Origin of the sequence: Dietzia sp. Die43 (genome assembly GCF_024519835.1) — a bacterium.
Classification (GTDB): domain Bacteria; phylum Actinomycetota; class Actinomycetes; order Mycobacteriales; family Mycobacteriaceae; genus Dietzia; species Dietzia kunjamensis.
Window position 1 is genome coordinate 65,840 of record NZ_JALJRF010000003.1, and the last position, 12,476, is coordinate 78,315.

At 70.7% G+C, this 12,476-nt stretch carries 10 protein-coding genes; 5 read left to right on the forward strand and 5 right to left on the reverse strand.

Features of this window, described 5'->3' with window-relative positions; translation table 11 throughout:
- Window positions 1–19: 19 nt before the first annotated feature.
- Window positions 20–442, reverse strand: coding sequence for a DUF5319 domain-containing protein (locus tag NR111_RS03185; protein WP_067712753.1), 423 nt, complete (start codon window positions 440–442; stop codon window positions 20–22).
- Between the two features lie 112 nt (window positions 443–554).
- Between NR111_RS03185 and guaB the strand changes: the two genes are divergently transcribed.
- The 3 genes from guaB to NR111_RS03200 all read left to right on the forward strand — a co-directional run bounded on the left by guaB (window position 555) and on the right by NR111_RS03200 (window position 5,120).
- Entirely contained in the window at window positions 555–2,090 is a 1,536-nt protein-coding gene (gene guaB, locus NR111_RS03190; RefSeq protein ID WP_256819875.1) for an IMP dehydrogenase, read from the forward strand.
- Window positions 2,091–2,096: 6 nt separating this feature from the next.
- Window positions 2,097–3,236, forward strand: a complete 1,140-nt coding sequence (locus NR111_RS03195) for a GuaB3 family IMP dehydrogenase-related protein (RefSeq protein ID WP_067712592.1) — start codon at window positions 2,097–2,099, stop codon at window positions 3,234–3,236.
- Between the two features lie 120 nt (window positions 3,237–3,356).
- Window positions 3,357–5,120, forward strand: coding sequence for an FAD-dependent oxidoreductase (locus tag NR111_RS03200; RefSeq protein ID WP_154830342.1), 1,764 nt, complete (start codon window positions 3,357–3,359; stop codon window positions 5,118–5,120).
- 29 nt (window positions 5,121–5,149) lie between these two features.
- On the opposite strand, the gene NR111_RS03205 is transcribed toward NR111_RS03200, so the two are convergent.
- Together NR111_RS03205 and NR111_RS03210 are read right to left on the reverse strand one after the other, a co-directional pair.
- On the reverse strand, window positions 5,150–6,544 hold the full coding sequence (locus tag NR111_RS03205) for a wax ester/triacylglycerol synthase family O-acyltransferase (protein ID WP_256819979.1): 1,395 nt from the start codon (window positions 6,542–6,544) through the stop codon (window positions 5,150–5,152).
- Window positions 6,545–6,556: 12 nt separating this feature from the next.
- The gene (locus NR111_RS03210; RefSeq protein WP_256819876.1) at window positions 6,557–8,050 is read right to left on the reverse strand and encodes a wax ester/triacylglycerol synthase family O-acyltransferase; all 1,494 of its coding nucleotides are present in this window, start codon (window positions 8,048–8,050) and stop codon (window positions 6,557–6,559) included.
- A 122-nt stretch (window positions 8,051–8,172) separates the two neighbouring features.
- On the opposite strand from NR111_RS03210, the gene guaA reads away from it, so the two are divergent.
- Complete coding sequence (gene guaA, locus NR111_RS03215) at window positions 8,173–9,786, forward strand: glutamine-hydrolyzing GMP synthase (RefSeq protein ID WP_279630214.1); 1,614 nt, start codon at window positions 8,173–8,175, stop codon at window positions 9,784–9,786.
- Window positions 9,787–9,798: 12 nt separating this feature from the next.
- On the opposite strand, the gene NR111_RS03220 is transcribed toward guaA, so the two are convergent.
- A complete protein-coding gene (locus NR111_RS03220; protein WP_256819877.1) occupies window positions 9,799–10,158 on the reverse strand; it encodes a hypothetical protein in 360 nt (119 codons plus the stop codon).
- Window positions 10,155–11,399 (reverse strand): PspC domain-containing protein, encoded by a 1,245-nt coding sequence (locus tag NR111_RS03225; RefSeq protein ID WP_256819878.1) that lies wholly within the window; start codon window positions 11,397–11,399, stop codon window positions 10,155–10,157. Before NR111_RS03225 ends, NR111_RS03220 begins: the two co-directional genes overlap by 4 nt.
- Before the next feature lie 90 nt (window positions 11,400–11,489).
- Here NR111_RS03225 and NR111_RS03230 point away from each other — a divergent pair, with 90 nt between their 5' ends.
- Complete coding sequence (locus tag NR111_RS03230) at window positions 11,490–12,470, forward strand: mechanosensitive ion channel family protein (RefSeq protein WP_096905918.1); 981 nt, start codon at window positions 11,490–11,492, stop codon at window positions 12,468–12,470.
- Window positions 12,471–12,476: the final 6 nt, after the last annotated feature.

Genomic DNA, 12,476 nt, shown 5'->3' on the forward strand with positions numbered 1-12,476 from the left:
GCCGGGCGGTCGCCGGTGGTCAGCGGCGCCAGTTGAGCCGACGGGGGCGTAGGGCGCGGGTCGCGTCCGCGTAGCCGCGGCAGTACTCCCAGGTGACGTAGTCGTCCGGGATCGGGTCGAAGGCGGGCTCGTGGGGCAACAGCGAGCCGTCCTCGAGCAACTGCATGAGGTTGGCGCGGAGCATGTCCCACTCGTGGTAGTGCTCCTCGGCGCAGTCGTCACACTGCACCGCGACGCCCTTCACCCCGATCGGGGCCAGCAACCGACGGAACTCCGCGAGGTCCGCGAGGTCCTCCTCGATCGCGTGCCGCTCGTCGGCGTCGAGGGGGCCGGCGGGCATGTCGTCGTCGACCGGGTCGAGCTCGGCCAGTTCCGCGGCCGGATCATCCGGATCACCGGCGAACGGGTCGGGCGGCATTCCGTGCCGTAGGGGATCGTCCACGACCTCCACCGTACCCGTGACCACGGTCTCACGTGGTCACGGTTCGAGCCGCGGCCCCCGGAACCACTATCCTCGAAAGACAGCACCTAGACGACCCCCAGGAGGACGGCAGATGAGCGAGTCGAATGGCCCCGTGCGTACCGGCGGCGACGACCCGACCAAGGTCGCGATGGTGGGCCTGACGTTCGACGACGTGCTCCTCCTCCCGGCCGCGTCGGAAGTGGTCCCCAGCGAGGTCGACACCAGCACCCGGCTGACGCGGGACATCACCCTCCGGGTGCCGCTGATCTCGTCGGCGATGGACACCGTGACGGAGGCCCGCATGGCCATCGCCATGGCGCGGCAGGGCGGGATCGGCGTCCTGCACCGCAACCTCTCCGTGGGGGACCAGGCCGCCCAGGTCGAGACGGTCAAGCGGTCCGAGGCCGGGATGGTGACCGACCCGGTCACCTGCGCGCCCAGTGACACGTTGGCAGAGGTCGACGAGAAGTGCGCCCGCTACCGCATCTCCGGATTGCCGGTGACCGACGAGCGCGGTGAGCTGGTCGGCATCATCACCAACCGCGACATGCGGTTCGAGATGGACAAGTCCCGACGGGTCGACGAGGTCATGACCCGGGCGCCCCTGGTGGTCGCCCGGGAGGGTGTCACCGCGGAGGCGGCGCTCGGCCTGCTGCGCCGGCACAAGATCGAGAAGCTGCCGATCGTCGACGGTGACGGGCGACTGACCGGACTCATCACGGTGAAGGACTTCGTCAAGACGGAGAAGCACCCCGACGCCACCAAGGACTCGGACGGCCGGCTGCGCGTGGCCGCAGCCATCGGCACCGGGGAGGATGCCTGGCAGCGTGCCGGGGCCCTCACCGACGCCGGGGTGGACGCCCTGGTGGTCGACACCGCCCACGCCCACAACCGCAAGGCCCTCGACATGGTCGCCCGGGTCAAGCGGGAGCTCGGCGACCGCGTGCAGGTGATCGGGGGCAACCTCGCCACCCGCGGTGCCGCCCAGGCGATGATCGACGCGGGTGCGGACGCCATCAAGGTGGGCATCGGCCCAGGGTCCATCTGCACCACCCGGGTGGTCGCGGGCGTGGGTGCTCCCCAGATCACCGCGATCCTCGAGGCCTCGGTCGCCGCGCATGCCGCGGGCATCCCCGTCATCGCCGACGGCGGTATGCAGTACTCCGGTGACGTGGCCAAGGCGATCGCCGCCGGCGCCTCGGCCTGCATGTTCGGGTCCCTGCTCGCGGGGTGCACCGAATCGCCGGGTGAGCTGATCTTCGTGGACGGCAAGCAGTACAAGGTCTACCGCGGCATGGGTTCGCTGGGCGCGATGCGCGGGCGCGGCAAGCCCGGGCAGGAGAAGTCGTTCTCCAAGGACCGGTACTTCCAGGACGACGTGCTGTCCGAGGAGAAGCTGGTGCCCGAGGGCATCGAGGGGCGGGTCCCGTATCGGGGAGACGTCGGTCAGGTACTCCACCAGCTCGCCGGCGGGCTGCGTGCGGGCATGGGCTACACCGGAGCCGCCACCATCCCGGAGATGCACCGTGCCCAGTTCGTCCAGATCACGGCCGCGGGGCTCAGGGAGAGCCATCCGCACGCGATCCAGATGACGGTCGAGGCCCCCAACTACAACGTCAAGGACTGAAGTCGCGTGCGCAATGTCGTGGAGATCGGCCTGGGTCGCGAGGCCCGTCGGATGTTCGGGCTGGGCGAGGTCGACATCGTCCCCTCCCGCCGGACCCGCAGCTCCAAGGAGGTGTCCACCTCCTGGCAGATCGACGCCTACCAGATGGACATCCCGGTGATGACCCACCCGACCGACGCGGTGGTCTCCCCGGCCTCGGCGGTGGAGTTCTCCAAGCTCGGTGGTCTGGCCGTGCTCAACGGGGAGGGACTGTGGGCCCGTCACGCCGATCCCGGTGCCGTGATCGCCGAGCTGCGGGAGCTCGCGCTGGAGGACGTGACCGGACACCGGGCCGTGGCGCGACTGCAGGAGCTGCACCGTGCCCCGATCGACCGCGAGCTCCTCGCCGCTGCGGTTCACCGCATCCGCGACGAGGGCGCGACCGTGGCGGTGCGGGTCTCCCCGCAGCACGCGCGCGAACTCACCCCGGGGCTCGTCGCGGCGGGGATCGACCTGCTGGTGGTGCAGGGCACGATCATCTCGGCGGAGCACGTCAGCGGTGAGGACGCCCCGCTCGACCTCAAGGAGTTCATCGGTGGCCTCGATGTCCCGGTGATCGCCGGCGGCGTCGTCGACTACAAGACCGCCCTGCACCTCATGCGCACGGGCGCCGCCGGTGTGATCGTGGGATACGGCGGGGTCGACGGCATCACCACCACCGGCCAGGTGCTGGGTATGGAGGTCCACATGGCCACCGCGATCGCCGACGCGGCCGCGGCCCGGCGGGACTACCTCGACGAGACCGGAGGCCGCTACGTGCACGTGCTGGCCGACGGCGACATCTACACCTCCGGTGATATCGCCCGGGCCGTGGCGTGCGGCGCCGATGCAGTGGTCCTGGGTCCGCTGCTCGCGGGCTCGCTCGAGTCCCCGGGCCGCGGTGTCTACTGGGACGCGGTGTCCGCCCACCCCAAGGTGCCGCGCGGGCATGTGTCCGAGGTGGAGGACGAGACGGCCCTGGCGCCACTGGAGGAGGTCCTCGAGGGGCCCACCAGCGTCCCCGACGGCACCCGCAACCTCATGGGCGGACTGCGTCGGGCGATGGCCAAGTGTGGCTACTCCGATGTCAAGGGTTTCCAGAAGGTGGACCTGTCCGTCCGGCCCTGACCGGCCCGCCCCGGATCGAACGGACTCACACTCTGGACAAAGCGAGGGCTACTGTCGGGTAAGTTCGAGGGTGCTCGGGTACTGTGATGCCCACCATCGACCACCCCTGGGAGTTGCACCATGACGCCGCACGCACCGTCGACCCCGACCGACGCCCCCACCACGCCGACGGACACGGATGTCGTCGTCATCGGCTCCGGTTTCGGCGGCAGCGTGACGGCCCTGCGACTGTCGGAGAAGGGGTACCGCGTCACGGTGATCGAGGCGGGTCGCCGCTTCGAGGACGCCGACCTGCCCAAGACGTCCTGGCGACTCCACCGCTACGTATGGGCGCCCAAGCTCAAACTGTTCGGGATCCAGCGCGTCCACATGATGCGCGACGTGATGATCCTCGCCGGCGCGGGCGTCGGCGGGGGATCGCTCAACTACGCCAACACGCTGTACAAGCCCACGAGCCAGTTCTTCAGGGACCGGCAGTGGGGCCACATCACGGACTGGGAGGAAGAGCTCTCCCCGTTCTACGACCAGGGCCGCCGCATGCTGGGCGTGGTCACCAACCCCACGCACACCCACTCGGATGAGGTCATGAAGAAGGTCGCCCGAGACATGGGCGTGGAGGACACCTTCGTCTACACCCCGGTCGGCGTGTTCTTCGGCGAGAAGACCGGCGGGAGGGGCAAGCCCGGCGAGTTGGTCCCGGATCCGTACTTCGGCGGGGTGGGGCCGGACCGCAACGCGTGCATCGAGTGCGGCGAGTGCATGACCGGCTGCCGGCACAACGCCAAGAACACGCTGATGAAGAACTACCTCGCCCTGGCCGAGCGCGCGGGCGCCCGCATCCTGGACCGGACCACGGTCAGCGACCTGCGCGAGCGCGGCGACGGCACGTGGGAGATCACCCTCGAGCGGACGGGCGCCTGGACGCGTCGCGGCAAGCGCACCACCACGGTGACCGCCGGTCAGGTCGTCGTGGCGGCCGGCACCTGGGGAACCCAGCACCTGCTCCACTACGCCAAGGACTCCGGGTCCCTTCCCAAGCTGTCGGATGCGATCGGTCGGCTCACTCGCACCAATTCCGAGGCGATCCTCGGGGCGATGCGCCCGAACTACAAGCCGGAGCAGGACTTCTCCGAGGGTGTGGCCATCACGTCGTCGTTCCATCCCCGCCCCGACACCCACATCGAACCGGTCCGGTACGGCAAGGGCTCCAACGCCATCGCCATCCTGCAGACCCTGCTGACGGACGGCGACGGGCCGCTCCCGCGGTGGCGCACTCTGCTGAACGAGGTCCGGCGCGAGCCGGCCATGTTCATGCAGCTGTTCTACCTGCGCCGCTGGAGCCAGCGTTCGGTGATCGCGCTCGTGATGCAGAACCTGGACAACTCGCTGCAGACCTACGTCAAGCGCGTCGGCCCGTTCAAGTACGTCACCAGCAAGCAGGGTCACGGCGAGCCCAACCCCACCTGGATCCCCGCCGGCAACGAGGCCACCCGGAAGATCGCCGAGGAGATCGGCGGCCTGCCCGGGGGCACGTGGGGCGAGATCGCCAACATCCCGCTCACGGCTCACTTCCTCGGCGGCTGCGTCATCTCGGATTCGGCCGAGACCGGGGTCGTGGACCCGTACCACCGCGTGTGGAACTACCCCACGATGCACATCGTGGACGGCTCGGCGATCTCCGCCAACCTGGGTGTCAACCCGGCGCTGAGCATCACCGCTCAGGCCGAGCGGGCGATGTCGTTGTGGCCCAACAAGGGTGAGGCCGACCAGCGCCCGGCCCAGGGCGAGGGCTACCGTCGCCTGTCGCCGGTCCCGCCCGTGTCGCCGATGGTCCCGGAGGCCGCGCCGGGAGCGCTGCGGCTGCCGATCGTCGAGGTCAGCTGACGGTCGGCCCCCTGTTCGGCACGCGGTGTTCAGGGCGCGGTGAGCTCGAGCAACTCGTCGAGCGCCGCGGCGATCCCGCGGGCCACCGCGTCCGGGTCCGGCACCAGGTGTTCGCACGAGATCACCCCCAGGTCGAGCCGCCCGTCGGTCGACAGGCTGGTCACGGACAGTCCCGCACCGTGGAGCAGCGGGCCGAAGGGGTGCATGTGGGTGATCCGCGCGCCGAGGAAGTAGAGGGCGTGGCGGGGCCCGGGCACGTTGGAGATGATGAGGTTGTAGATCACCGGGTGGACGTCGGCGAGTCTCAGCGCCTCGTACGCCCGCATGCCCATGTCGAGTAGCCGACGGGGGCCCATGCGGGCCCAGTTGTCCAGGAGCGCCGGTCGGATGCTCGCGGCCTGGCGCTTCGTGGTCTCCGCTGCGGCGGAGATCCGCTCGTACCGTTCGACCGGGTCGGCCACATCCGTGGCCAGGGAGGCGAACATGGCCGACACCTGGTTGGCGCCACCGGTGGCCAGATCGTCTCGGGTGGACATGGGGACGATCGCCACCATGGCCGAGGCGGGGGCGTCTCCGTGGGCCTCGAGGTAGGACATGACAGCGCCGCCGACCACGGTGAGGAGGACGTCGTTGACGGTGCCGCCGAGGCGGGCGGTGACGAGCTTGACGGACGCCAGGTCGAGTGATGCGGTGGCCACGGCGCGGTGCGGGGTGAGCGAGTGGTTGAAGAGGGTCCGCGGCGCCGTGAACGGGGCCGGCATGGATTCCCCGTCGCCCGCCCGGCCGCGCGCGCGTCTCATGGCCGCGGGGACCGACAGCGTCTCGGGGAGCAGACGGAGGAGGGCCAGGGGCCGGCCCAGCACGTCGCGGGCGCCACCGGCGATCAGTTGCAGGGTGTTGGCCCGTCCGACGTGCGTGCGCACGAGCGCGGGATCCTGGTCGGGCGTGGTGGCGTCCGTCGCGGCGAGAGCGGAGAGCAACTCGGCGCCCAGCATCCCGTCGATCACCGAGTGATGTACCCGGCAGAACGCGCTGACGGTCGGCGCGTGCGGGTCACCCCGCTCGATGATCCAGACCTGCCACAGCGGGTGGGCGCGGTCCAGCGGGGTGGAGGCGAGCCGACCGCACGTCTCCAGCAGCTCGTCCTCGGTGCCGGCCGGCCCGAGTTCGATCCGGCGTAGGTGGTGGGTGATGTCGAAGTCGAAGTCCTCGACCCACGCCGGGTGGCCGGGATTCCACGGTGAGTCGTGGACCTTGCGGCGGAACGGGGGGACGGCCTTGACCCGGCGGGCGAGCCCGGATCGGAGGCGTTCGAACGAGTAGCGCTCCTCGATGGTGGTCACGTCGAGGTGGACGAGGCCGTTGATCACCATCATCTGCTCGGGGGTCTCGAGGTAGAGGAAGCTCGCGTCGAGCCCGGTCATCCGTTCCACGTGTCAGCCCTCCCCGGCGGCCGCCGACCGCGCCGCCTCCCGGGTGAGTTCCAGCAGCCGGGCCATCGCCTCCCGGATCCCGGTGGCCAGTAGATCAGGGTCGGGGGCCAGATGCTCGCAGGCGTTGATCCCCACGTCGAGTCGACCGCCCATGGACATGGCGGTGACCGAGAGTCCGGAACCGTGCATGAGGGGCCCGAGCGGGTAGACGTGGGTCACCCGGCATCCGAGGAAGTCCAGTCCCTGACGGGGCCCGGGGATGTTCGATACGACGAGGTTGTGCACGACCGGGTGCAGGTCCGCCAGGTGGAAGTCGCCGTAGATCCGCATCAACATCTGCAGGGTCCTGGCGGGGGCGAGCGTGGCGACGTCCTGGATGAGGTCCGGCCGCATGCCGTTCTTCGACTGCTTCTTGCCCCGGTTGGTGCGGGCGGAGATGGCGCGAAGGCGCTCGAGTGGGTCCGCGATGTCGGTCCCCAGTGACGCGAACAGGACCGTCACGCGGTTGTTGCCCCGGGAGCCCTCGGCGTCGCGGGTGGAGACGGGGACCACGGCGACGAGCGACTTGTCGGGCAGGTCGTCGTGGGAGCGCAGGTATCGCCGCAGCGCGCCGCCCATCACCGCCAGGAACACGTCGTTGACGGTCACGTCGAAGGCGTCTTTGATCTCGCTGATCTCGCCGAGGTCGAGTGAGGCACCCCAGACCGCCCGGTGGGGGGTGATGGTGGCGTTGAAGCGGGTGCGGGGCGCGGTGAACGGTGCCGCCCTGGGGACGACGACGAGGTCGTCCGTGGCGTCGGCCGTGCCCGTCTCCTCCGGGGCCGGATCGTCCGACTTCTTCTTGGCCGCCGTGGCCCTGCGCAGTGCGAAGGGGAGCGCGGCGACCTCGGGTACCAGCCGGGCCAGGGTCAGCGGGCGACGTACGGAGAAATCCCACCACCCGCCGGCGAGGAGCCGGATGGGGTTGGCGTTGCCCGCCTCGACGCGGACCATGTCGAGGTCGCGGGCGGAGGGCTGCTCTCCGGCGGAGGCGAACTTGCGCAGGATGTTCGCGCCGTTGGCCCCGTCGAGGATGGCGTGGTGGGCCCGGAAGTACACGACGATGGTGTCCGGTTCGGCGAGCCGCTCGAGGACCCACATCTCCCACAGGGGGCGTGACCTGTCCAGCGGGCGGCTGCCGAGGGTGCCGCACATCTCGAACACCGCGCGGTCGTCACCGGGGTGGTCCACGTCGACGCGGCGGACGTGTGCGGTGATGTCGAGGTCGTATTCCTCGACCCAGGCGGGGTGGCCGAGGTTGAGCGGGGAGTCGTAGATCTTGCGGCGGAGTTCGGGCAGTTCCTTGATCCGGCGGCCGAGCTCGGTCCGGAGCCATTCGAAGGAGTACCCGACCTCGAGGCCGGAGACGTCGACGAAGAGGACTCCGCCCACCACGAGGGGTTGCTGGGCGGTTTCCATGTACAGCAGGCTCGCGTCGAAACCGGTCATTCGCTCCATCGATGCGCTCCAGCTCTCTCGGTCCCGGGCCGGCCGGGGTCGTGGTGGGGTTCATTGTGAACCCCGGCACGGGGGATGTGGCCGAGTTCGGCGGATGGGCCGCGGGGCCTAGACTCGACCCCGTGGCCGAGAACGCACAGACCGACTCCCAGATCGCCGCCGAGGCGGTGGCGCCCCGCCCGGTACTCGTGGTGGACTTCGGCGCCCAGTACGCGCAGCTCATCGCGCGCCGCGTGCGCGAGGCGCGCATCTACTCCGAGGTGATCCCGCACACCGCGACGATCGAGGAGATCCGCGCCAAGGATCCCGTCGCCCTGGTGCTGTCCGGCGGACCCGCGAGCGTGTACGCCGAGGACGCGCCCTCGCTCGACCCGGCGGTGTTCGAGCTGGGTCTGCCGGTGTTCGGCATCTGTTACGGCTTCCAGGCGATGGCCGGTGCCCTCGGCGGTGAGGTCGCTCACACGGGTAGCCGCGAGTACGGACGTACCGACGTGAGCGTGTCCGGCGGCCTCCTGCACGCCGGCCTGCCGGAGCACCACCCGGTGTGGATGAGCCACGGGGACGCGGTCACGGCCGCGCCCGAGGGGTTCACCGTCACCGCGTCGTCGTCCGGTGCCCCGGTCGCCGCGTTCGAGTGCACCGAGCGGCGCATGGCCGGAGTCCAGTACCACCCGGAGGTCCTGCATTCGCCGCACGGCCAGCAGGTGCTGAGCCGCTTCCTCACCGAGGTGGCGGGGCTCGAGCCGACGTGGACCGCGTCGAACATCGCCGACCAGCTGGTGGAGGCCGTCCGCGAGCAGATCGGCGACGGCCACGCGATCTGCGGCCTGTCGGGCGGCGTCGACTCGGCCGTCGCGGCCGCCCTGGTCCAGCGTGCGATCGGGGACCGCCTCACGTGTGTGTTCGTCGACCACGGACTGTTGCGTGCGGGCGAGCGTGAGCAGGTCGAGAACGACTTCGTGGCCGCCACCGGTGCCCGCCTCATCACGCTGGACGACTCCGACGTCTTCCTCGGGCACCTCGCCGATGTCACCGACCCGGAGACCAAGCGCAAGATCATCGGCCGCGAGTTCATCCGGTCCTTCGAGCGGGCGGTGACGCAGGCGCTCGAACTCCAGGGTTCCGGTGAGGCCGCCGCCTCTTCCGTCGACTTCCTCGTCCAGGGCACCCTCTACCCGGACGTCGTCGAGTCCGGTGGCGGAGCGGGTACGGCCAACATCAAGAGCCACCACAATGTCGGCGGCCTGCCGGACGATGTGGAGTTCACGCTCGTCGAGCCACTGCGGTTGCTGTTCAAGGACGAGGTCCGCGCCGTGGGCCGTGAGCTCGGTCTGCCCGAGGCGATCGTCGGCCGCCACCCGTTCCCCGGTCCGGGCCTGGCGATCCGCATCGTCGGCGCCGTGGACCGCGACCGACTGGAGACCCTGCGCGCGGCGGACGCGATCGTGCGCGAGGAGATGACCGCGGCGGGCCTGGACTCCACGGTGTGGCAGTGCCCGGTGGTCCTGCTGGCCGATGTCCGGTCGGTGGGCGTGCAGGGCGACGGCCGGACGTACGGTCATCCGATCGTGCTGCGGCCGGTGAGTTCCGAGGACGCCATGACCGCCGACTGGACGCGCGTGCCGTACGAGACGCTGGCGCTGATCTCCAACCGCATCACCAACGAGGTCCCGGACGTCAACCGGGTCGTGCTGGACGTGACGAGCAAGCCGCCGGGCACCATCGAGTGGGAGTGAGCAGGCCGGGCCTCAGCGGCGGATGACCATCAGCAGTCCCACGAGCACCGCCAGGACGAGTCCCGCGGCCAGCAACGCCGTCGGGGCGATCGCGGGCGCTCCCAGGATCGCCCACACCGCCACTCCCAGCGAGGTCACGCCGGCCAGGGCGAGAACCGGGGACCCGAACCGCCGGTGCTCCACCACCTCGACGGCGCCCGACGGGGCGGTCGCGGGCTCGGGGGAGACCCCGAATCCGAGCGGTTCGGGTGTCGGGTGTCCGATCCCGTAGGGCAGCGGGTCGTACAGTTGCGGGTCGAACCGCGGCGACTGGTCGGGCGGGGCTCCCGCGGTGGAGTGGTGGCGGTCGTCTGCGGGCGTGTTCGTACTCATCGGGTGACCTTCACGCTTCCCATCTCGTTGGTGATGTCCAGGGTCAGGACCGGCCCGTCGGTGTCGGCGGGCGGGTCGGGGCAGTCGACGGAGCCGATCTCGGTCCGGCAGTCGGCCTGCACGGCGAGTCCGTCGGGCAGCAGCACCCGCACCTCACCGACCTCGTTGGTGATGCTGTAGCTGCGGTCGCGGTCCAGTTCGAGCTCGCGCATGTCGACCGTGACGGTGCCGACCTCGTGGGTGACCGGCGTGCCCAGCTGGGCGGGGGAGGTGATCTCCACCCGCTCGTCGCCGATGGTCTCCCAGCCGCCCGTGGGGACCTGGACCGACAGCGCTAGCAGCACGAATCCGACGAGTGGTCCGGCCACCACGAGCAGCCCGTACCCGCGGCGGGTGACGGCGCCGACGAGCAGCCCGCCGGCCACCACCGCCAGGGCGATCGCGGCGATGCGCGGGGCGTCGAGCCAGGTGAGACCGGCCAGGGTGGACAGGCCCGTGGCGACCGCCGCCGCGATGAGTGCCAGGCCGATCGTGACCTTGGTCAGCCGCGACCGGGGCCGGGTCGGTTCGACCGGGGCGGGGGCGACGCCGGGTTCGGGCAGGTCCCACGCGAACGGGGCGGCGCCGAGCGGATCCCACGACGGCGGCACCGGGGGCCCGAAGGGGGCGTCGGGGCCGGAGCCGGGCGCCTGGGAGGCCCCGGGCGCGCGCCACGGCCCGGCGTCTGTGGCCGCGCCCCTCGACGCGTCGGAGCCGTGCGTGGTGGGGGGCCGCACCGCGGAGACCTCCGCCCACCCGGCGGGTGGTTCGGGGGTGCGCCGGTGCAGGCCGTACCAGCCGGCGAGCATCGCCGCGACCATGAGGAACCCGGCGCCGACGAGGAGGGTCTCCCCGGAACCGCCGAAGGTGGGGGCGGAGAGGAGGACGACGACGACGAGGATCACCGCGGTGACCTTGGAGCCCGACGCCCGGCCCTTCCCCAGGAGCGCCTCCCCGGAGGAGACCTCGTCGCCGGCGGAGCGCAGGAGCAGCCACATCAGGGCGTACAGGAACACGCCCGCCCCACCCCACAGTGCGGCGACGACGAACGCGACGCGGAAGAGGACCGGGTCGACGCCGTAGCGCCGACCGAAGCCGCCGCAGACGCCGGCGATCCTGGAATCGTCCGGGGTCCGGACGGGACGGGTCCGCCACAGGGAGCGGAGCTCTGACGGGAGGTCGGGGGTGCTCGTTCTGGACATGACCCCATCGTGCTCGGCGGGAGTCCGCGGCACATCGGGGTCCGACCCTGATTTCCGACCCCGAGGCCGCCGGGGAGGGAGGATGGCGGGATGGTCGACACCGTCATGGGTTTCCTGGGCTCCGACGAACAGCTGCGGCTCTTCGGGGTGACGCTGGTCGGGGTCAGCGGGCGGACCGTTCTCAAGGTGCTCCTCAGCATCCTGCTGTTCGTGCTGCTGTCGCTGTTCACGTCGATCTCGCGGGCGGTGATGCAGGCGATCACCGGGCCCGCCGGGTCCGCGTCGAGGTTCTGGACGAAGCAGAGTCTGCAGCTGTTCACCGCCGTCGTGGCCGTGCTGGCGCTCTTCTCCATCTGGGTGACCCCGGGAACCGACCTGACCGTGGGGGTCGGACTCGTCACCGCGGGCCTGGCGTTCGCGTTGCAGAAGGTGATCGCGAGTCTGGCGGGATACTTCGTCATCCTCCGGGGGCGGGTGTTCGCGGTCGGCGACCGGATCGCCGTGGGTGGGGTCCGGGGCGATGTGATGTCGCTCGGTTTCCTGCGCACGACCGTCATGGAGATGGGATCCCCGTCGTCGATGGCCGGCGCGGAGACCGGCAACTGGGTACCGAGCCGTCAGTTCACCGGCCGGGTGGTCACGGTGTCGAACGGCGTCATCTTCGACGAGGCGGTCTACAACTACACCCGCGGGTTCCCCTTCCTCTGGGAGGAACTGTCGCTCACGCTGCCGTTCGACGTGGATCTCCGACGTGTCGACACCGTGTTCCACGCCTGCGCCGACCGGCACACGAGGGAGCTGAGCGACGAGGCGATGGCGAGCATGCAGCAGATGAGCCGCATGTACGCGGTCGATGTCCGGGAGTTCGGGCCGCAGGTGTTCATCTCGCTGCAGGAGGACGGGATCCTCGCCACCGTCCGCTTCGTCGTGGGCAGTCACGGTGCGCGGGCGGTCAAGGACGCCATCTCCCGCGACCTGGTCGCCGGATTGCGGGAGGGGGGTGTCTCGCCGGCGAGCGTGGCCGTGGATATCCGGGTACTTCCCGATTCCCCTCGGGGCGATGATCTGTGACGATGG

Coding starts and splice junctions, on each gene's coding strand:
- NR111_RS03200 (WP_154830342.1), top strand. CDS start 3,357: ATGACGCCGCACGCACCGTCGACCCCGACCGACGCCCCCACCACGCCG.
- NR111_RS03225 (WP_256819878.1), bottom strand. CDS start 11,399: ATGTCCAGAACGAGCACCCCCGACCTCCCGTCAGAGCTCCGCTCCCTG.
- guaB (WP_256819875.1), top strand. CDS start 555: ATGAGCGAGTCGAATGGCCCCGTGCGTACCGGCGGCGACGACCCGACC.
- NR111_RS03230 (WP_096905918.1), top strand. CDS start 11,490: ATGGTCGACACCGTCATGGGTTTCCTGGGCTCCGACGAACAGCTGCGG.
- NR111_RS03205 (WP_256819979.1), bottom strand. CDS start 6,544: ATGACCGGGCTCGACGCGAGCTTCCTCTACCTCGAGACCCCCGAGCAG.
- NR111_RS03220 (WP_256819877.1), bottom strand. CDS start 10,158: ATGAGTACGAACACGCCCGCAGACGACCGCCACCACTCCACCGCGGGA.
- NR111_RS03210 (WP_256819876.1), bottom strand. CDS start 8,050: ATGGAGCGAATGACCGGTTTCGACGCGAGCCTGCTGTACATGGAAACC.